Annotated in this window: 19 protein-coding genes; 13 read left to right on the top strand and 6 right to left on the bottom strand. The window is 65.3% G+C overall.

The features are described from left to right. The first annotated feature begins 3 nt into the window (after window positions 1-3). The 8 genes from LFT47_RS02965 (at window position 4) to LFT47_RS02930 (ending at window position 10100) form a co-directional block, all read left to right on the top strand. The gene (locus LFT47_RS02965) at window positions 4-2100 is read left to right on the top strand and encodes an ArnT family glycosyltransferase (protein ID WP_236815060.1); all 2097 of its coding nucleotides are present in this window, start codon (window positions 4-6) and stop codon (window positions 2098-2100) included. A gap of 200 nt (window positions 2101-2300) precedes the next feature. Beyond that, complete coding sequence (locus LFT47_RS02960) at window positions 2301-3833, top strand: sodium:solute symporter family protein (protein WP_236815058.1); 1533 nt, start codon at window positions 2301-2303, stop codon at window positions 3831-3833. Continuing rightward, window positions 3830-5095, top strand: a complete 1266-nt coding sequence (locus LFT47_RS02955; protein ID WP_236815056.1) for an AGE family epimerase/isomerase — start codon at window positions 3830-3832, stop codon at window positions 5093-5095. The genes LFT47_RS02960 and LFT47_RS02955 overlap by 4 nt, the downstream gene beginning before the upstream one ends. Beyond that, window positions 5092-5841: a 6-phosphogluconolactonase gene (locus LFT47_RS02950; protein ID WP_236815054.1), complete on the top strand. Its 750-nt coding sequence runs from the start codon at window positions 5092-5094 to the stop codon at window positions 5839-5841. The genes LFT47_RS02955 and LFT47_RS02950 overlap by 4 nt, the downstream gene beginning before the upstream one ends. Next, entirely contained in the window at window positions 5838-6602 is a 765-nt protein-coding gene (locus LFT47_RS02945; protein ID WP_236815052.1) for a sugar isomerase domain-containing protein, read from the top strand. The genes LFT47_RS02950 and LFT47_RS02945 overlap by 4 nt, the downstream gene beginning before the upstream one ends. Then, window positions 6599-7762: an N-acetylglucosamine-6-phosphate deacetylase gene (locus LFT47_RS02940; RefSeq protein ID WP_236815050.1), complete on the top strand. Its 1164-nt coding sequence runs from the start codon at window positions 6599-6601 to the stop codon at window positions 7760-7762. Before LFT47_RS02945 ends, LFT47_RS02940 begins: the two co-directional genes overlap by 4 nt. After that, complete coding sequence (locus LFT47_RS02935) at window positions 7759-9036, top strand: neutral/alkaline non-lysosomal ceramidase N-terminal domain-containing protein (protein ID WP_236815048.1); 1278 nt, start codon at window positions 7759-7761, stop codon at window positions 9034-9036. The genes LFT47_RS02940 and LFT47_RS02935 overlap by 4 nt, the downstream gene beginning before the upstream one ends. Then, window positions 9033-10100, top strand: coding sequence for a LacI family DNA-binding transcriptional regulator (locus LFT47_RS02930; protein WP_236815040.1), 1068 nt, complete (start codon window positions 9033-9035; stop codon window positions 10098-10100). The genes LFT47_RS02935 and LFT47_RS02930 overlap by 4 nt, the downstream gene beginning before the upstream one ends. On the opposite strand, the gene LFT47_RS02925 is transcribed toward LFT47_RS02930, so the two are convergent. The 3 genes from LFT47_RS02925 to LFT47_RS02915 form a co-directional block, all read right to left on the bottom strand. Continuing rightward, complete coding sequence (locus tag LFT47_RS02925; RefSeq protein ID WP_236815038.1) at window positions 10035-10712, bottom strand: HAD-IA family hydrolase; 678 nt, start codon at window positions 10710-10712, stop codon at window positions 10035-10037. The two genes, LFT47_RS02930 and LFT47_RS02925, sit on opposite strands and share 66 nt — an antisense overlap. A gap of 54 nt (window positions 10713-10766) precedes the next feature. Beyond that, window positions 10767-11144: a VOC family protein gene (locus tag LFT47_RS02920; RefSeq protein ID WP_236815036.1), complete on the bottom strand. Its 378-nt coding sequence runs from the start codon at window positions 11142-11144 to the stop codon at window positions 10767-10769. A 112-nt stretch (window positions 11145-11256) separates the two neighbouring features. Then, entirely contained in the window at window positions 11257-12693 is a 1437-nt protein-coding gene (locus LFT47_RS02915) for an MFS transporter (protein ID WP_236815034.1), read from the bottom strand. Window positions 12694-12793: 100 nt separating this feature from the next. On the opposite strand from LFT47_RS02915, the gene LFT47_RS02910 reads away from it, so the two are divergent. After that, entirely contained in the window at window positions 12794-13501 is a 708-nt protein-coding gene (locus LFT47_RS02910) for a TetR/AcrR family transcriptional regulator (protein WP_236815031.1), read from the top strand. 91 nt (window positions 13502-13592) lie between these two features. On the opposite strand, the gene upp is transcribed toward LFT47_RS02910, so the two are convergent. Continuing rightward, window positions 13593-14228: a uracil phosphoribosyltransferase gene (gene upp / locus LFT47_RS02905; RefSeq protein ID WP_236815028.1), complete on the bottom strand. Its 636-nt coding sequence runs from the start codon at window positions 14226-14228 to the stop codon at window positions 13593-13595. 23 nt (window positions 14229-14251) lie between these two features. Here upp and tadA point away from each other — a divergent pair, with 23 nt between their 5' ends. Beyond that, complete coding sequence (tadA, locus tag LFT47_RS02900; RefSeq protein WP_236815026.1) at window positions 14252-14761, top strand: tRNA adenosine(34) deaminase TadA; 510 nt, start codon at window positions 14252-14254, stop codon at window positions 14759-14761. 24 nt (window positions 14762-14785) lie between these two features. Here tadA and LFT47_RS02895 read toward each other — a convergent pair whose 3' ends face one another. Continuing rightward, window positions 14786-15940, bottom strand: coding sequence for a TDT family transporter (locus LFT47_RS02895; protein ID WP_236815024.1), 1155 nt, complete (start codon window positions 15938-15940; stop codon window positions 14786-14788). 105 nt (window positions 15941-16045) lie between these two features. On the opposite strand from LFT47_RS02895, the gene LFT47_RS02890 reads away from it, so the two are divergent. The 3 genes from LFT47_RS02890 to LFT47_RS02880 all read left to right on the top strand — a co-directional run bounded on the left by LFT47_RS02890 (window position 16046) and on the right by LFT47_RS02880 (window position 17733). Continuing rightward, entirely contained in the window at window positions 16046-17002 is a 957-nt protein-coding gene (locus LFT47_RS02890; protein WP_236815022.1) for a LysR family transcriptional regulator, read from the top strand. A gap of 69 nt (window positions 17003-17071) precedes the next feature. Further along, window positions 17072-17458 (top strand): VOC family protein, encoded by a 387-nt coding sequence (locus tag LFT47_RS02885; protein ID WP_236815020.1) that lies wholly within the window; start codon window positions 17072-17074, stop codon window positions 17456-17458. After that, the gene (locus tag LFT47_RS02880) at window positions 17455-17733 is read left to right on the top strand and encodes an acylphosphatase (RefSeq protein WP_236815018.1); all 279 of its coding nucleotides are present in this window, start codon (window positions 17455-17457) and stop codon (window positions 17731-17733) included. The genes LFT47_RS02885 and LFT47_RS02880 overlap by 4 nt, the downstream gene beginning before the upstream one ends. A 24-nt stretch (window positions 17734-17757) precedes the next feature. Here LFT47_RS02880 and LFT47_RS02875 read toward each other — a convergent pair whose 3' ends face one another. Then, a complete protein-coding gene (locus LFT47_RS02875; RefSeq protein ID WP_236815016.1) occupies window positions 17758-18978 on the bottom strand; it encodes a DNA glycosylase AlkZ-like family protein in 1221 nt (406 codons plus the stop codon). Window positions 18979-19026 lie beyond the last annotated feature (48 nt).

Genomic DNA, 19026 nt, shown 5'->3' with positions numbered 1-19026 from the left:
CCGATGACCACTTCCTATTCCACAGACACGGATTCAAAGGCAGGGCAGTCGTCTCCGCCGTCGCGGTTGGTGGATCCTTCGGAAACGGCCGCTCCCCGGGGAGGGGGCGGCCGCGCCCGGCCTGGCCTGACCCGAAAGCCGCGCCAATCCCGACAGCCCCGCCCCAACCATGGCCCGCACGACCTGCGTCACCGCGTGGAGCTCGGCATTGTCCTCCTTGCAACTGCGGTCCTGTATCTCTGGAACCTCGGCGCTTCCGGCTGGGCCAACCCGTTCTATTCAGCCGCGGCCCAGGCCGGCTCGCAGAATTGGGCCGCGTGGTTCTTCGGATCCTCCGACGCCGCCAACTCCATCACGGTGGACAAGCCGCCGGCGTCGCTCTGGATCATGGGCCTCTCGGTACGGATCTTCGGGCTGAACTCCTGGAGCATCCTGGTTCCCGAGGCACTCATGGGCGTTGCCACGGCATGGCTGCTGTATCTTGCGGTCCGGCGGGCCGCAGCCCCCGCCACCGGAGACCCCCGGCTCGCGCACCGGGCAGGGTTGCTGGCCGCCGTCGCCATGGCCATCACCCCGGTAGCCACCCTCATGTTCCGGTTCAACAACCCGGACGCCCTGCTGGTGCTGCTCATGACGGCCGCCGGCTACGCCACGTTGCGGTCCATCCAGGACAACAAGCTGCGCTGGCTCCTGCTGGCCGGGGCGCTCCTGGGCTTCGGCTTCCTCACCAAGCAACTCCAGGTCCTGCTCGTGGTTCCTGGATTCGCGGTGGCGTACGTGCTTGCCGCGCCGGGTGGAGTGGGGCGCCGCCTGCTTCGACTGCTTGCGGCGGGGGCGGCCATGGTGGTCTCGGCGGGCTGGTGGCTCGCCGTCGTCGAACTCGTTCCGGCGAACATGCGACCGTACATCGGCGGCTCCCAGAACAACTCCATCTTGGAGCTGACGCTAGGTTACAACGGCCTGGGCAGGCTCAGCGGCCAGGAGACCGGCAGCGTCGGGGGCGGCAACGGCTGGGGAGTTCCCGGCCTGTTCCGGATGTTCAACGGCGAGTTCGGCGGCCAGATCGCGTGGTTGTTGCCGTCGGTGCTGGTTCTCGGGGCCGGGTTGCTGTGGCTGGGCCGCCGCGCCCCGCGCACGGATTCCGTCCGGGCCTCGGTGATCGTGTGGGGCTCGTGGGTCCTTGTCACCGGGCTGGTGTTCAGCTTCATGGCGGGCATCATCCATCCCTACTACGCAGTAGCCCTGGCCCCGGGAATCGCCGGGCTTGCGGGCTTGGGCGGCGCGCTTTTGTGGCAGCACCGCGCGCAGCTCGTCGCCGCGGTCATGCTCGCCGTAGCAGTGGCCGCAGCGGGATTCCTCGCCTTCGACCTCCTGGGCAGCACCACCGCGTATGGTCCGTGGCTGCGCTGGGCGGTGCTGTTTGGCGCCTTGGCAGCCGCGGCCGGGCTGATGCTCTCGGGACGCTTCACTTCCCGCATCCTTCAGCGCACGACGGCGGTACTCGCCCTCGCAGCCTCCCTCGCCGGGCCCCTGGCGTACTCCATCTCGACTGCAGCCGTGCCGCACAGCGGCGCAATCCCCAGCGCGGGTCCGACGACTACGTTCGGCGGCTTCGGCTTCGGCGGCCGGGGCGGCTTCGGGCAAACCGGCCGGAACGGAGCCCAGAACACTCCCCCGCAAGCCCTCCAGCAGCCGGGCGCCCAGGGCGGCGGCTTTGGCGGGAACCGGCAAGGCGGCGGCATGGGCGGCCTGCTCGGTGCCACCACGCCGTCGTCGGAAATGGTTGCCGCACTGAAAACCGGCGCCTCGAACTACACGTGGGCGGCCGCCGTCGTGGGTTCCAACAACGCTGCCGGCTACCAGCTGGCAACCGAGCTGCCCGTCATGGCGGTAGGTGGATTCAACGGCACCGACCCGTCCCCCACGCTTGAACAGTTCCAGGGGCTCGTGGCGCAGGGCAGGATCCACTACTTCATCGCCGGCGGGACTATGCAGGCGAACAGTGGATCGGAAGCCCCTGCCCAGATCGCCCAGTGGGTGGCTGCGAACTTCCCGGCACAGACCATTGGCGGGACTACGGTGTACGCGCTGGCTGGCTGAGTGGGCTGGCTGAGCCACCCAGACGGGCTGTGGCAGTGACCGCGGAGTAATCCTCTGTCACTGCCACAGCCTGTCTGCCGTCTTTCGGGTCCCCAGAAGAAGGCTTTTAAAAAAGACTCTTGTTTTGCAAACGTTTGCAGAGAAAAGTGGACGCCACTGCAGATCCCATTTCCAAGCTTTCGTAGCATCAAGGAGGATGTATGTATTTCGCCGACTGGCTCGTTTTAGGGGCCTACTTCGTGGTCATGATAGGGATTGGCTGGTGGGCCAAGAGTCGAGTGAAAAACGCTGCCGACTTCTTCACCGCCGGTGGGAAGATGCCGTGGTGGCTGGCGGGAATTTCCCACCACATGTCCGGCTATTCGGCTGCTGTCTTCGTGGCCTACGCCGCCATCGCCTACACCACCGGTTTCGCACTGTATGTGTGGTGGGCGCTCACGATCACCATCGCTTGCCTCGTAGGCGCTGTCTTTTTCGCCCCGCGCTGGCCGCGCCTGAGGCAGCGTTTGGGAATCATCTCCCCGCTCGAATACCTGGCCACGCGCTACAACCTGCCCGCCCAGCAAGTACTGGCTTGGTCCGGTGCCGCATTGAAAGTCTTCGATGTCGCGGCCAAGTGGGCGGCTAGTGCGATCCTCCTGAACGTGTTCGCCGGGGTTCCGATTGCAGTCGGCATCCTGATCGTCGGCGGGGTCACGCTCATTTATTCGACCATTGGCGGCTTGTGGGCGGACGCCTTGACCGACATGGGCCAATTCATCATCCAGTCCGTGGCAGGCATTGCAATGCTCATCTTCGCCGTGGCCAAGCTTGGGGGCGTTTCCTCGATCGCGGGAATCTGGTCGCGGCTGCCGGCCTCCCACTCGCAGCCGTTCGCCGGCGACTACACCATCGGATTCTTCCTCGCCTACTGCCTGATCAGCACTATTTCCTACAACGGAGGAACCTGGAATCTGGCTCAGCGCTTCATTGCCGCCCCGTCCGGCTCAGCGGCCCGCAAATCGGTCCTGCTTTCGGGCGCGCTCTATCTCGTGTGGCCGCTGGTGCTCTTCTTCCCCATGTGGGCCGCGCCGCTCATCTTGCCCAATCTGACGCACCCTGATCAGGCTTATGCACTCCTGACCCAGCAACTGCTGCCGGCCGGCCTGGTTGGCTTGGTCGTCGCCGGAATGTTCTCACACACCATGGCCATGACCTCTTCGGACGCCAACGCGATTTCCGCCGTCGTCATCCGCGACATCATCCCTGCATTGCGCGGTTCCCGGCAGCCCCTGACTTCGCGTGCTGAACTATTGGGTGGCCGGATTTCCACGTTCCTGTTCATCGGATTGTCGATGGTCATTGCCCTGAGCGCGGATTCATTCGGCGGCGTCCTGGGCCTGATAATCCTTTGGTTCGGGGCCTTGGTGGGGCCGATCGCCGTTCCCATGCTGCTGGGGATGCTGCGCCCATTCCGGCGCTGCGGCCCGTCGGCAGCGTTGTTCTCCTGGGCCACCGGTTTGATCGTTTTCGCACTCGCAAAGTATGCCTTCGCAGCTCCCATCGCGAGCCTGGGCACGGCCAGTGCCCAGACAATCAACGTGGCCGCCCCGGTGCTTGCCTCCGCGATCGTCTATTGCGTCTTCGGCTGGCTGCGCCCTTGGCGCAACGAAGCTTCCGACGCCCTTGTCGAGTCCCTTGACCGCGACCTTGAGCCAGCTGCAGCGCTTCCAGTTGAAAGCGCTGTCGCATGAGCGCCACCGGATCCGAAATACGGGATCAGCTACTCAAGGGCGTCCTCCCTTGGTGGCTCGAGAACGGAGTCGACAGGAAGAACGGCGGTGTTTTCACGTGCTTTTCCAACTCAGGGCGATTGCTTTCGAACGAAAAATATACGTGGTCGCAGGGCCGCTGGGCGTGGCTCTGCTCAAGGATTGCGCTGGACAGCGAGGCCGGAATCATTGGGGAGGATCCCCGGTTTTGGGCCACTCTGTCGATTGAAACGGCCAGGTTCATCCAAGCCCACGCCATCCTGGACGGCAGTGTGACCGCATACCGCACATCGGCTGAGGGGCAGGCGCTGCCGTCCGGGCCGCAAGGGGAGATCGCGGTCAGCGTCCTGGCTGACCTCTTTGCGGCCCTTGGCCTGGCCGGCGCGGCCCGGCTTCCCCAAGCCGCTAGCCGGGAACGTGAAGAGTGGCTGCAATCAGCCCATGCGCTTCTCGCCCACGCCGAAGAAAGGATCGAGGCACGGAGCGCTCCATCCGAGCCGTACCCCGTCCGGGCCGGATTCAAGGACGCGGCCGGGCTGATGCTGCTGCTGAACGTGGGCGCCCAGCTTCATTTGGCCAGCGGCTCTGCTGAAAGCGCCGAAACAGCTGGCGCCGCGCTTTCCCAACTACTCGGCGACGGAACCTCTGAAGGCATGTGGAAAGCCGACTCCTGGTGGGAGTACCGACCGGACAGCAGCGACGACCTGGACACGCTCCTGGCCCGTCACCGAACCCCCGGCCACCTGCTGGAAATGCTCTGGATGGTCATGGAGGCGATCGAGATCATGCCAGACCTCGCACCTCGGATTCCGGACTGGCTCCCGGACCTTGCGGTCCAGGCCCTGGAGGTGGGCTGGGACGAGCAGCACGGCGGTGTTTTCCGATACGTCGACAGCACCGGAGCAGAACCATGGGGCAGGCTCTTCGGCAACGACCCCTACGAAACCCTCGTGACCCAAACATGGGACACCAAGCTGTGGTGGGTCCAGGTTGAGGCACTCTACGCAACCAGGCTGCTCGCCGAACGGTTCGGGCGTCCCGACCTCCTGGACTGGCATGAGCGAATCTGGTCCTACACCCTCGACACCTTTCCGGATCCCTCGGGCCAGGAGTGGCTGCAAATACGCGACCGCGGGGGGAAACCCCTCGACAAAGTGGTGGCATTGCCGGTCAAAGACCCCTTCCATATAGCCCGATCGCTCCTCCTGACCACAGAACTAGAAAGCCGAAGGACACACACGTGACAGCACAGACCACCTACAGCCCCGCCGTTTCCACCTACCCGGACCGGACCGCACTGGGGAAACACGCAGGCACGCACGCAGCGGAAACGCTACGCAGGGCGCTCCGGAACCGGCGGGAGGTCCGGCTGATGCTTGCAGCAGCTCCCAGCCAGGAGGCAACGCTTCAGGCGCTCGTCCAGGAACCCGGCATCGATTGGAGCCGCATAACGTGTTTCCATATGGACGACTACCTCGCGCTCGAGGCGGAAGCACCCCAAGGATTCGGAAACTGGCTGCAAAGCAAGTTCTTCAGCCACCTTCCGCCGACCACCTTTCACCGCATCAACCCGGGGAACCCTGCCGAAGAGGAAGCGCAGCGCTATGGCACGCTCATGGGCCAGGATCCCTTTGACCTCGTCCTTCTCGGATTGGGAGTCAACGGTCATCTTGCCTTCAACGATCCGCCCGCCGACCTCGCTGACCCGCTGCCCGCCCGCGTCATCAACCTGGACCAAGTAAGCCGCCAGCAACAGGTGGACGAAGGGCACTTCGCAAGTTTCGACGACGTTCCGCAGCGCGCCATCACCGTCTCCATCCCGCGGTTGTTGCATGCCTCCGAAATCATCGCTTCCGTGCCCGGCCGTGCCAAAAGGACGGCTGTCCACAACACGCTGAGCCAGCCGGTCAGCGGAGACCATCCCGGTACTGCGCTGCGCACGCACCCCAACGTCACCATCTACCTCGACGCCGAATCCGATCCGCGATGAACCCAAGTGAGCAGCTCCCGCTGGACTACCTCGGAAAAATCACCGAGCTTCTCGGGCGAATCCGCCTGGAAGAAGCCGAAAACATCAGCATCGCCGCGGGCATTCTCGCCGCGCAGGTGGCCAAGGACGAATTGGTACACATCTACGGCCCAGGCGGCCATTCGAACCTGGCAAGCCAGGAAGTGTTCTTCCGGGCAGGTGGGCTGATGCACGTTTCGGCCATTTTGGACGAAGGCACCCTGCTCTCCAGCGGCGCTCTACGGTCAATGGCCATGGAACGGACTCCGGGTTACGGCCGGATCGTCATCGAGGACGCGGGACTCGGACCAGGGGACGTCCTGATCCTGGTCAACGCGTACGGCATCAACAGTGCCCTCATCGACGCGGCCCTGACGGCGCGTGAACGATCGGTCAAGACCATCGGCGTGTCCTCGCGGGAGCACGCAGAGGAAACAGCCAGTGACCATCCCGCACGGCATCCGCAAAAGCTGAATCTGCACGACGTGGTGGACCACCATATCGACACGAAGGTTCCGATCGGAGACGCCGTCATGAAGGTCTCCGGAGCGGTGGAGAAGACGGCCGCTGTGTCCACGTTCGCCAACGCTTTCACGCTGAACTGGCTCATGATGTCCACCATCAGCAAACTGAACGAAATCGGGATTGAGCCGCCATTGTGGAGATCAGGGAATGCTCCCGGCGGGGACGAAGCCAACCAGCAATTCATTTCACGTTTCAAAGGACGGGTACACAAGCTGTGACACACCCCAAGACGATTGTGGGCAAAGACCCCCAGCGGGGGATCAACGTAGAAATCGCCTACGACACGACCATCCTGTCGGTGCGGGAGATCGATCCTGACCAGGGGCTGCCTGTCATCGCGCCGGGATTTATCGATGGCCAGGTCAACGGTTACGGCGGACTAGACGTCAACGCCGCTGACGTCACGCCGCAAACCATCATCGACATCAGCGCCGAGCTGGCGAAGCTGGGCGTCACGACGTGGGTGCCGACCATCGTGACAGCATCGGAAGAGGCAATCACCGGCGCGCTCGAACAGATCAAGCGTGCCAGCGAAATTGATCCAAGCACCAGGGCAGCCATCCCCTGTGTCCACGTCGAGGGCCCCTTCATCTCGGACCAGGACGGCCCCCGGGGCGTGCACGACGCCGATTCTGTGCGCCGCTTGGACGTCCAGGAGGTCCGGCGCTGGCTTCGCGCAAGCGGAATGGTCGGCATCGTCACCGTCTCCCCGCATACGCCCGACGCGCCGGCCCAGATCGCCCAAATCCGCGAACTCGGCGTCCACGTGGCCATCGGACACACGCACGCGAGTCCTGAACAAATCACGGCCGCCATCACCGCGGGAGCAAGCCTGGCCACCCATCTGGGCAACGGCATAGCCACCACCCTGCCGAGGCACCCCAATGCCCTGTGGACTCAACTCGCTGACGACCGGCTCACGGCAGGACTCATAGCGGACGGCCACCACTTGCCCAGCGATACGCTGAAAGTCATGATCAGGGCCAAGACCCCCGAACGTGCTTATCTGGTCTCGGATAGCACCGCACTGGCTGGCAGCGAGCCTGGCCGCCACCGTACTTCCGTGGGCGGCCTGGTGGATCTTGCCCCTGGCGGGAGGCTCTCCCATGTGGGCACGGATCTGCTCGCAGGGGCCGCCGCTACCCTCCCGGACGGTTTCCGGAACGTGATCCGAAATGTCGGCCTGGATCTACCGGATGCCCTCAAAATGGTGACGTCCACTCCTGCCCGGGTGATCCCGGGTACCCGGCCGGGGCTCGGCCACCTTCAAGTCGGTTCCCCTGCAGATTTTGTCCTGATCACCGCGGGCGGACCTGAAGCAGGGACCATTACCGCGGTTATCCAGGGCGGTCGAAAAGCATGGGGCGAACCGGAATGAGTGCAAGCCATCCAGGCCAGGCCGCCCTGCAGGTGGGCGCCGCCGTCGTCGAGATCTCGCCGCCTGCAGGGACGCCCATGGCCGGATTCGCAGCCCGGACGGAACCGAGCACCGGCGTCCACGACCCCCTGAGCGTGCGGGCGTTGGCTGTCGATGACACGTGCTGGATCACCGTGGATGTGTGCGGCCTCCATGAAGACACCTGCACTCGCATCGCAGACGGTTTACCGCTTATGCCGGAACGTGTCGCGATCACCGCCACGCATACACACGCAGGTCCGTGCGTCATGCCGGGCCGGCTCGGGGGCCATGACCCGCGGCTCCTGGAGGAGATCGTCTTGACTTGCCGCGAGGCTGCGAAGGCCGCCATCGCCTCCCAGCGACCCGCGACCTTGCAATACGGCCAATCGCGCGGGGTGGACGTTGCCAGGAACCGACGCCATCCCGAACGCGCCGTGGATCCGCCGGTCCAAGTTGCCACATTCAGCGACGCAAGCGGACAAGTGCTTGCCTGGATCGTTCTCTATCCCTGCCACCCGGTGGTCCTGGGTCCGGAAAACCGGCTCATCAGCGGCGATTACCCGACGTTCACCAGGAGGGTTTTGGAGGAACGTTCCCCCGGCTCAGTAGCCCTTTTCCTGCCCGGCGCCGCCGGGGACATCAACTCGGGCCATCCCGCCGACGCCTCATACTCGCTTTCCGGCTCAGCCAGCAGGACGATGGAGCAGGCACGCACGATCGGAGAACATGTGGCCGCATCCGTTTTGGGGACCCGCCTTCTGCCCATTTCCGCTCACGGGAAGACCTCCGCCGCCCGGAGGACCGTCAGCGTCGCAATGGATTCGCGCGATGCCGTTTCCCCCGCGGAGTTGAGCCGTCAGTGGGAGGCCGAAGCGGTTTCGGCCGATCCGGGCCGGCGATCCCTTCTCAACGCGTGGAAGCAATGGGCCATGGACCGCCGTCCCGAAGAGGACATGTCCTGGCAAGCACCGGTGAGCGTTTTCACCTGGCAGGGGCTGACCCTCGTAGGATTGCCCGGAGAACCGTTCCTGGCCACATCGGAAGCCATCGCCTCCCAGGTCAAGGGGCCCGTATTTGTCACCGGTTACACCAACGGGTGCCCAGGATACTTCCCGACCGCCGATGAATATGACTTCGGAGGATACGAGGTGGAGGATGCGCACCGCTACTACGGCATGCCGGCTCCCTTCGCGCCTGGGAGTGCCGAAGCGCTGATCCAGGCGGCATTGGAACTCGTGGGTGGGCTCCAATGACAGGCCGTCCAACCATCACGCAACTGGCGGCCGAACTCGGCATCGCCCCCTCAACGGTGTCCAGGGCCTTTACCCGGCCAAACCTCCTCAAACCGGAGACTGTGGCACTCGTACAAAAAGCTGCCGAAGCGGCCGGCTACGTGCCTAACCATCACGCGCGCGCCCTCTCGACAGGGCGTGCCGGGGCGATCGGACTCATCGTGCCGGACATCGCCAACCCGTTTTTCCCTCCGCTGGTCCGTGCGGCTCAAAACTATGCGAGCGACCTCGGACTGTCCGTATTTTTGGCCGACACGGATGAAGACGCCAATCGCGAAGACCGTCTCATCTCACGGATGGCGCCCCAGGTCGAAGGGCTGATCGTCGTGTCATCCAGGCTCGCTTCGGCCCGCATCCGGCAAATCGCCGATTCCCAGCGCGTGGCCTTCATCAACCGCGACGTTCCGGAGACGTACCGGGTATTGCTGGACACCGCTGGGGCCATCCGCTCCGCGCTGACGCACCTGTCCGAGCTCGGCCACCGTCGCATAGCGTACGTCGGCGGTCCACCACAGTCTTGGGCAAACAAGCAGCGTCATTCGGCCGTGGACAACTTCTCGAAGGTCCATGCCCTCGAGGTCACGCATTTCAGTGCGGATCCGGGCACCTACGAAGCCGCGAAGGCTCTCAGCGATTCGGTGGCAGTGTCCGGCGTCACCGCAGTCATCGCTTTCGACGACGTCATCGCGCACGGCCTCATGGGCGGATTCGCTGCCGCGGGCGTGGACGTCCCGAAAGACTTGAGCGTCATCGGATGCGATGACACGCTTGCGACCACAACGTTTCCCGCACTTTCGACGATCGCGGTCAATGTCGGTGCAGCAGCCCGGCGCGCCGTCGCTGCCCTCTCCGAAAACCCAGGCTCAACCAGCCTGCCCGGAGCGAGGATCATCTTCGAGGGAACCCTCGTCCTCAGGGGAACAACAGGAGCAGTCCGGCCTACATCCAGCCCGCTAACGCTAGAACCGGAGCTCGATCACCCGGCGGCCCGAAGCGTCCAGACTGACCGTGGCAGTCATAGCTGAGTAATCCGCGATCTGCCACAGCCCATCCGCCGCCTCGCCACCGGCGTCGCCCACCACCACGGTCCGCATGCCTGCCGCACGGGCGGCAGCGATGCCCGCGGGGGCATCTTCGAAGACGACGACGTCGGCCGGCTCGGCACCCAGCAGCGCCGCGCCCCTGAGGTAGCCTTCAGGGTCGGGCTTGCCGCGGGTCACGGCCTCGGAGGTGACGGTGGTCGCGGGCATCTCGAGTCCGGCTGCCTGCATGCGCACCCCGGCGAGGATCCGATCGGCCGAGGTGACCATGGCGACGGCGTCGGCCGGCAAGGACCGCAGCAGTTCCCCGGCTCCGGGCAACGCCACGATCCCGTCCGTCCGGGTCCGCTCCATCTCGCCGAGTTCCTCGGCGAGCGCGTCTATGTCAGCTCCGGCCGGGGCGAAACGGCGCACCGTGTCCTTGGCCTGGACCCCGTGTGACGTCCGAAGGATCTCGTCGATGTCCAGTCCATACCGGCCGGCGAATTCGCTCCACACTTGCTCCACGATGGCGGTGGAGTCCACCAAGGTTCCGTCCATATCGAACAAGACAGCCCGGACGGTCAGGGTTTTCACGGCTTCAGCAGGCAGGTTCATGCATCCATCCTGCCGTTGAAGCTGGTCCGCGGCCCAACTTTTACAGTGTGAGTCCTAGCCGTTGGGCCTGTTGGGGATGTACTGAACGGCCCACTTGTTGCCGTCCGGATCGGCGAAGTAGACAAAGTGGCCCCAATCCTGGACGTCGATGTCGCTGACTTCGACGCCGTTGGCCTTGAGCTGGCTGTGGGCCTCCTGGATGTCTCCCACCACCATTTGCAGGCTGGGGGCGGTGCCCGGCGGGGCGTCGTTCAGGCCCTCGCCGATGCAGATGGAGCAGGCCGAGCCAGGCGGAGTCAGTTGGACGAAGCGGATGCCGTCCATGGGCCGCTCGTCGTAGTCGGCGTTGAAGCCCACTTTGTTGACGTAGAAATCCTTGGCGCGGTCCACATCGGACACAGGGACAAACACAAGTTCAAGTTTCCAGTCCATGCGCCAAAGGCTATCGGCGGAGCCGGGAAACCGGTAGGGGCGGAGCACAACGCGGGGTCACTTACGGCCCATGTTGCTGCTCGAATTGGGCCGTAAGTGACCCCGCGTTGACTTAGGCGTTTTGTAGCGAGGGCTCGACGGCGGTGACCGCTCCCGCCCCTGTTTCGGTTTCAGCCTGGCGTGCGCGGGCGCGGGATGGAAGGAGCCACGCCACCAAGGTGGCAAGGACCAGCACCGACGCACCAACGTAGATGGCGGGAATGGCCGCGTCCACATAGCCCGTGGGGGTGAGTTTGCCGCCGGCTCCCGTGAAGACAGCAGTCAGAACGGCGACGCCGAGTGCTACACCGATCTCCCGGAGCGTGGAGTTGGTCCCGCTCGCCTTCGCGTGGTCCTCGGCGCGCATGTTGGCGAGCACCGCCGTCGACATCGGGGCGAAAACCAGGCCCATTCCGATTCCCGCCGCTACAAAGCCTGGCACCAACGTTTCGTACGGGACGGTCGCGGAAAGGACCCCGGCCAGCCAGAACATGCCGGCTGTGAGCAGCGCGAGACCCGCAATCATCAGGGTCCTGGTGCCAAGCCGCGGTGCCAGCAGACCTGCCAGCGGTGCGACGAACATGGGCGCCAGGGTCCAGGGCATGGTCATGACACCGGCCGCGAGGGGACCGTGGCCCTGCACCACCTGCAGGAACTGGATGAGGATGAAGACGGATCCGAAGATCCCGAAGCTGAAGGTCAGGCCGATCAGGTTGGCCACGGTGAAGCTGCGGTCGCGGAAGAGCCGGAGCGGAAGCAGCGGTGCGGCGACGCGGGATTCCCACAGAACGAAGGCGAGCAGCAGGACGCCACCACCGATCAAGCCGCCGAGGACTTCGGCACTTGACCAGCCGGCGTCGTTCCCTCGGACAATGCCGAAGACGAGTGCCAGGAGCCCCAGTCCGGAGAGAAGAAGGCCCACGACGTCGGCGCGGACGCGGGCGCCGAAGCTGTTCGGCAGCGCGAAGAGGGCGAGCGGGATCGACAGGATTCCGATGGGCACGTTGAGCCAGAAGATCGCTTCCCAGCTCCAGCCTTCCACGACTGCGCCTCCGATGAGCGGTCCCAGGGCGACACCCAGGCCCGAGACTCCGCCCCAGATGCCGATGGCGAGCGGGCGGAGCTTGTCGCTGACCGAACCTACCAGCAGGGTGAGCGATAGCGGCATGAGCGCCGCTGACCCCACGCCTTGGACTGCGCGGGCAGCGATGAGCTGCCACGGATCGGTGCTGACGGCTGCCGCTGCGGAAGCGAGGGTAAAGATGGCAAGGCCGGCGATGAAGACGTGGCGGCGGCCGAAGCGGTCCCCCAGGCCGACGGCCAGCAACATGAACGCCGCGAAGCTCAGGGAGTAGGCGTTGACGATCCACTGCAGTTCTTCGACGCTCGCGCCGAGGGCCTTGTGCATGACCGGCAGTGCGTTGGTGACCACAAGGTTGTCCAGGGTGGCCATGAAGACGGGAAGGGAGGCCGCCACAATGGCCAGCCAGACGGGAATGGTGCGTTTCATGATGACTCCACGGGGTCGCAGAAGTGCCGCTTTTTAAGGTTGTTGTAATCGAATGATTACTTAACGCCAAAGTTAGTTATCGGCTGATAACATGTCAAGTGTGGTGAAGAAAACGGTGGGCACAGGCGCCCCGGAAACAGGCTCAACCGGCCAGGCAACTGCCGAACGCATACCCGCGGCTCAACGGCGCGAACTGATCCTGGAAGCTGCCACCGGCGTCTTCGCCGAGAGGGGCTACGCCGGCTCGACCACGGACCAGGTGGCAAAGGCCGCGGGCATCAGCCAGCCGTACGTCGTGCGGATGTTCGGCACCAAGGAGACCCTGTTCCTGGAGGCCTTGGACCGCGCCCAGGGCAAGTTGCTGCGCGCGTTCCGCGACGTCATCGCGGCCTACGACGCCGGAGAGCTCACCGAAGAATTGCGTCACCTCGATCCTGCCGCCGGGAGCGGCCGCCCGGAACAGCTCAAGCAGCTCATGGCGATCGCCTACGCGGACCTGGTGGAGGACCGCGGGATCCTCATGATGCTGATGCAGGCTTTCGTTTCAGGCCACGAACCAGCCATCGGGGCACGGGCCCGGGAAGGATTCCTGGATATTTATCGCCTGGTGCGGGACGAAGCCGGCCTGTCCCCCGAAACCTCCCGCGACTTCCTTGCGCAGGGCATGCTCATGAACACGCTGATCGGGATCCGCCTGCCGGAAGTCTACGAGCAGGACGAGACCGCCGAGGAGTTGCTTGAGTGCACCCTGCGGTCCAAGCTGCCCATGGTGCTCAAGGCAAGCAAGGCGCAGCGCCGGGCGGGTTAGTTGCTAGCGGCCGAAACCGTGGGTGCGGGCCGGGTGCTGCGTTCCGGAACACAGCCCACGGCCCGCACCCACGAATTCGCGGACGGAACCGCTAGCCGGCCACGCCGTACAGGCGGTCTCCGGCGTCGCCCAGGCCCGGAACGATGTAGGCCTTCTCGTTGAGCCTCTCGTCGATCGAGGCGAGAACGATCTTCACGTTGGCGTCGGAAAGTTCTTCCTCGAGCTTGGCCAGGCCCTCCGGCGCGGCGAGCAGGCAGATGCACGTGACGTCCGACGCGCCGCGCTTGAAGAGGAACTTGATGGCCTCGCGCAGGGTGCCGCCAGTGGCGAGCATGGGGTCCAGGACGAAGATCTGGCGGCCGGTGAGGTCCTCGGGGAGGCGCTCGGCGTAGGTGATGATGTCCAGGGTCTCTTCGTCGCGGGCCATGCCCAGGAAGCCCACTTCGGCGGTGGGGACCAGCTTGGTCATGCCCTCGAGCATGCCGAGGCCCGCGCGCAGGATGGGAACCACCAGCGGCGTCGGCTTCGTGAAGGCGGTACCGATCGCCTTGGTGACGGGGGTTTCGATCTCTACCGCTTCGGTCCTGACCTCTCGGGTGGCCTCGTAGGCCAGGAGGGTGACGAGTTCTTCGGTGAGTTGCCGGAAGACCGGTGAAGGAGTGTTCTTATCCCGCAGAACGGTGAGCTTGTGAGCGACCAGCGGGTGGTCCACGACGAGTGTGCGCATGACTCCAAAACTATCATTGAGGCATGAGCACCAACGAGCCTTATCACGCGGAGCACGCGGCCTGGATGGGCCTGGCCCTGGACGAGGCCCGGCGGGCGCTCGATACGGAGGATGTGCCGATCGGCGCTGTCGTCTTAGGGCCCGACGGCGGCGTGCTGGGTGCCGGGCGGAACGAACGGGAGGCGCATGGCGACCCAACGGCGCACGCCGAGATCGTCGCCATCCGCGAGGCAGCCGCCGCCCTGCAACGCCACGCCCTTGAACTCGGCGAAGGCGGAGACGGCTGGCGGCTCGAGGACTGCACCCTCGTGGTGACGCTGGAGCCGTGTGCGATGTGTGCCGGAGCCATCGTGCTGGCCCGGATTCCGCGGGTGGTCTTCGGCGCCTGGGATGAGAAGGCCGGTGCCGCCGGATCGGTGTTCGACATCCTGCGGGAACGCCGGCTCAACCACTGGGTGGAGGTTTACGCAGGCGTGCGCGAAGAGGAATGTTCGGCCCTGTTGCGCGATTTCTTCGCTGCTCACCGGAAATAGCTGCCCACCGGAAATAGCAGCCGCTTAGGCCGCCGCCCGGGACACAGTCGATGGACTCGCCGCCACGGGCGCCGCACCCGCGGAAACGGCTGGTGCCTGACCCCTGGGCGCCTGGAAGAGGACCCCTTTGATGACGCTTCCGTGGAACGTCCGGGTTGCGACCACGGCCCACGCGCCAAGCAACAACGTGTAACCCCCGACGGCCATCGCCTCAAAGACCGCCAAGTGCGTGTGCGCAGCGAGCCCGTTCAAGCCCGTGACGCACGTCCCCAGCGGGAAGGTAAAAGACCACCAGGTCAGGGAGAACGGCAAGCCCCTGCGCACGGTCCGCATCGTGATGACCGCCGCTATAGCCGCCCACATCAGCGCAAAACCCAAAACAGGCACCCCATAGAGGACCCCGAATACTTCCATCCCGGATGCCAGCGCCCCGGAAGCAGCCAGATGCGCATTGGAGCCCAGCAGGTTGGCCGCCGTGATGGACTGTCCCAGCGGTCCCAGGACGATCCACAGGGTAGGAACGGCGGATGGCGCCAGGTTCTTGTGAACGGCCAGACGGTACCAAATCAAGGGAATGATGATCAGGGAGGCCAGGAGGCTGAGGCCGAACATCGCGTAGCAGGCCATGAGCATCGTCAACCGCAGTTGCCCGGAAGGAACATATGGAAGCAGCAGAGCCCCCGTAGAGGCCGAGACCATGGGAGGAACCACCGGCATCAGCCAGCCGCCGAAGGCATCCGCCGCAGTGACCTTGTGCCGGGTGAACTGCAGGTACGGCACGGCAACCGCGCTTGCCAGCCCAAGTATGGTGCCGAGCGTCCACAGTCCGGCATCGATGCCCAGAGCCAGCCGCTCGCCGATGATGTCGTTGCCCAGCAACAAGGTCGCCGCACCAACGGTGAGCATAGCCATGGGCGGTGCGCCATAGAAGTGTGCCATGACCGGGTTGTTGTGATGGCTGCGTGCGGTTTCGCGGTGCCGGACCCAGTGGACTACAGTCGCGGCCGTCAGGAGGATCAAGAGGAGGAAGACCACGCCCCAAATAGCGGTCGCAACTGAGCGCAAAGCGGGAAACTGTAGCGGAAGGGTCGCTGCCGCAGTCGCGACGATTCCAGTGCCCATGATGCTGGCAAACCAGTTCGGCGTCAGGTTGGCGAAGAGGTCAGAAGGTTTTCCCATGCCGTCCATGTTTCCGGTTCCCGTTCCCCCGCAGTAGTGGGCATAGACTTGGCAGGGTACAAGCCGCACTTGTATCTGATTGGTCATCGCCCCAGGAGGGAAGCTGTGCTCAGCCCCGGTGTTCCCGAGCTTTCCGCCCTCGAAATGCTCGCCACAGTGCACGAGTTGGGGAGCCTCTCGGCAGCCGGCAAGCATCTCGGGCTTTCCCAACAGGCTGTCTCGTCCCGGATGCGAGCCCTCGAAGCCCGGATTGGCGCGGCACTCCTGAACCGCACGCCCCGCGGCTCCACGCTCACGGAATCCGGCGTTTTGGTGGCCGGATGGGCGGCCGAGGTCCTCGCCGCCGCGGAACGGCTCGACGCCGGAATCGCATCGATCCGTTCGGACAGTCTCCGCCAGTTGCACGTCGCAGCCAGCCAGACCATCGCCGAGCACCTTCTGCCCCATTGGCTGGTTGCCTTGCGGCGGCAACAGGAGGCCGCCGGTACCACGCCCACCGTCGTGGAACTGACGGTGTCCAACAGCGAGAGCGCGGCGGCCAACGTCCGTTCCGGTGACGCCGATATCGCGTTCATAGAGAGTCCGCATCTCCCGCCAGGCCTGAGCACGGCCAGCGTCCAGGAGGACGATTTGGTTTTGGTGGTTTCGCCGCTCCATCCGTGGGCCCGGCGAAAGTCAGCTGTCACCGCCGCCGAACTGGCCCGCACCGCACTGGTCACCAGGGAACACGGCAGCGGGACGAGGGACGCTTTGGAACACGTGCTTACGGCGGCCGGTGCACCGCCGTCGGTCCCTCCCCTAGTGGAACTGCCGACGACGGCGGCCGTGCGTTCCGCGGTAGCTGCCGGAACGGCGCCTGCCGTACTCAGTGCGCTGGCGGTGCGGGACGACGTCACCCTTCAGCGCCTGGTCGTTGTGCCGGTACGCGGCGTGCTGCTCCGCCGCACACTGACCGCCGTCTGGCTGAGCGGAAGGATCCCGCCCCAGGGCCCCGCACGGGACCTCGCGGCAATCGCCGCCCGGCCGCTTCCCGGCGCAACCCCGGTGAAACCGCGGACCTAGCCGGGACTCTTGAAATTGTGAGGTGTTGGACGTCAGATGGTTTCAGACAGCACGCCTGGGGAGGACCTCATGACCGTCTCTTTCAACCACACCATCGTCTACGCAACCGACAAGCGCCGTTCCGCGGAGTTCCTCGCCAAGGTATTTGGCCTGCCGGAGCCACAGCCCATGTGGTCCTTCGTGACCGTGGCCTTTGACCATGGAGTAGCCCTCGATTTCGCCACGGCGGACCGGCCCATCTCGCCCCAGCACTATGCCTTCCTGGTCAGTGAGGACGACTTCGATGGGATCTTCGCCCGGATCCAGGCCGAGGGCATCCCCTATTGGGCGGATCCTGCACGTTCCCGCCCCCAGCAGATCAACCACAACGACGGCGGACGCGGCGTCTACTTCGCGGATCCGGACGGGCATTTCCTGGAGGCAATCACGCGGCCGTACGGATCGGGCGCCGCATGAGTTCCCCGGTGCGGGTCACGGCCATGGTGACCGGCCGCGTCCAGGGCGTCGGCTTCCGCTACTCGACAATGCACCAGGCCCGAATGCTCGGACTGACCGGGGAGGCGACCAACCAGTTGGATGGCTCGGTGCAGGTGATCGCTGAGGGTGATCGCGAAGCCGTCGACTCCCTGCTCGAATGGCTGCAATCCCGGGATGCCCCGGGCCGCGTAAAACACGTGGATGCCACGTTCACGCAAGCCACCGGCGAGTTCTCCGGATTCTGGGTGGACTGAACCAGCCCCGGACTGGGCCCAGCGCTAGGCGTTCGCGGCGTTCGCCTTGTTGAGGGCATCGATGCGTTTCTGCCGCGATGCCGGTGAGTCCAAGCTGAACGAGCGGAAGTCCCCGAGGTCCTCGCGGATCCAGCTCTCCACCTCGCTGATCCGCCGGGTGACGGCCGCGCTGGGCTTGTCGAACGTCCAGGCGGCGATCCGTTCCTTGCCCGGATCGTACTGCCACAGCCCGATGATCCGACCCCGGTCCAGGATCGGATGGTCGGACAGGTCGGCCTGCAGCCCCAGAGTGCCGTCCAGGACCTTCCGACCCCTATCGCCTTCAGCCAGCATGTCCGCCGAGTTCCTGCGCAACAGCACCAAAGAATCCGTCCCGGCCAGAAGCTGGATCTGTTCCTCCTGCGGTGCCCTGAACGCGGAAAGGTGCTCGACGTCGTCGGGCAGCATCCAGAGCGGCTCGCCCGCCGCCGTGACCACTTCGACGGCGCCGACGGCGGCCAGCGCCGCCTTGCTTTGCGCGACGGTGAAGCCCGTAAGCCATTGGCTCTGCTTGAACGTCGCTCCTCCGGTCCAGCGCAGGTACCGATCGATCAGGCGCGCGCGGGCGGCGTCGTCGTCGAGCGAACTGGGCGGCAGCAACCACGAGGTGTAGGCGTAGCGCTGCTGGTCGAGACGGCCATTGACGGGGACGCGGCGGATGCGACCGTCGGCTTGCAGGAGGCCCAGGGCCGTGGGGAGGGTGGTGGACGCCCCCTTCTTCTTGCCTTCTTCGCCGAGGCTGCGGACGGATTCGCCGAGCTCGTCCCGGAGCTGCTTGGGGTCCATGGGGTCGCTGGATTCCATGAGGGTGTGCAGCACTTGCTCTTCAAGCAGGGTGATCTCACCGCGTTCGACGCCGAGCCGGGCCAGGACCTTGAATGGCGCCGCCGCGGCCTCCCTGCCGACTTGGAGGCCCCACGCGAAGTCTTTCCGGCCCAGGACGTAGGTGCAACCGCGGGCTGTGGGAAGCTCGTGGATTTTCAGCTCGGCGACGTCCCGGTCCACCTGTTCGCGCCTGATCCCGGCCCGGGCAAAGAGCGTCAGGTAGGGGTTGGCGCCGCCCACGGAACGGGCCCAGCCGGCGCGGTCCAGGACTTCCTCGGACGTCTTGCCGGAGAGGGAACCGTCCAGGCCCTGGCGATGCCACGCCCAGGCGCGGAGGAGTTCCGGGGTGAGTGTTTGGGTGGAAAGCACGGCGGACGTCATGGCCCCATTCTGCACCGTTTGTCCGCCGTCCGGGGCCGTCCCGCGCGA

This window comes from Arthrobacter sp. FW306-2-2C-D06B (assembly GCF_021789175.1).
Lineage (GTDB): Bacteria > Actinomycetota > Actinomycetes > Actinomycetales > Micrococcaceae > Arthrobacter.
This window is presented reverse-complemented; position numbering and strand designations above follow the sequence as displayed.

Excerpts from the sequence above, each read along its gene's own strand:
- LFT47_RS02895 (WP_236815024.1), bottom strand. The coding sequence starts at position 15,940 with ATGGGAAAACCTTCTGACCTCTTCGCCAACCTGACGCCGAACTGGTTT.
- LFT47_RS02915 (WP_236815034.1), bottom strand. The coding sequence starts at position 12,693 with ATGAAACGCACCATTCCCGTCTGGCTGGCCATTGTGGCGGCCTCCCTT.
- LFT47_RS02945 (WP_236815052.1), top strand. The coding sequence starts at position 5,838 with ATGAACCCAAGTGAGCAGCTCCCGCTGGACTACCTCGGAAAAATCACC.
- LFT47_RS02965 (WP_236815060.1), top strand. The coding sequence starts at position 4 with ATGACCACTTCCTATTCCACAGACACGGATTCAAAGGCAGGGCAGTCG.
- LFT47_RS02930 (WP_236815040.1), top strand. The coding sequence starts at position 9,033 with ATGACAGGCCGTCCAACCATCACGCAACTGGCGGCCGAACTCGGCATC.
- upp (WP_236815028.1), bottom strand. The coding sequence starts at position 14,228 with ATGCGCACACTCGTCGTGGACCACCCGCTGGTCGCTCACAAGCTCACC.
- LFT47_RS02920 (WP_236815036.1), bottom strand. The coding sequence starts at position 11,144 with ATGGACTGGAAACTTGAACTTGTGTTTGTCCCTGTGTCCGATGTGGAC.
- LFT47_RS02925 (WP_236815038.1), bottom strand. The coding sequence starts at position 10,712 with ATGAACCTGCCTGCTGAAGCCGTGAAAACCCTGACCGTCCGGGCTGTC.
- LFT47_RS02960 (WP_236815058.1), top strand. The coding sequence starts at position 2,301 with ATGTATTTCGCCGACTGGCTCGTTTTAGGGGCCTACTTCGTGGTCATG.
- LFT47_RS02885 (WP_236815020.1), top strand. The coding sequence starts at position 17,072 with ATGACCGTCTCTTTCAACCACACCATCGTCTACGCAACCGACAAGCGC.
- LFT47_RS02880 (WP_236815018.1), top strand. The coding sequence starts at position 17,455 with ATGAGTTCCCCGGTGCGGGTCACGGCCATGGTGACCGGCCGCGTCCAG.
- tadA (WP_236815026.1), top strand. The coding sequence starts at position 14,252 with ATGAGCACCAACGAGCCTTATCACGCGGAGCACGCGGCCTGGATGGGC.
- LFT47_RS02955 (WP_236815056.1), top strand. The coding sequence starts at position 3,830 with ATGAGCGCCACCGGATCCGAAATACGGGATCAGCTACTCAAGGGCGTC.
- LFT47_RS02875 (WP_236815016.1), bottom strand. The coding sequence starts at position 18,978 with ATGACGTCCGCCGTGCTTTCCACCCAAACACTCACCCCGGAACTCCTC.
- LFT47_RS02935 (WP_236815048.1), top strand. The coding sequence starts at position 7,759 with ATGAGTGCAAGCCATCCAGGCCAGGCCGCCCTGCAGGTGGGCGCCGCC.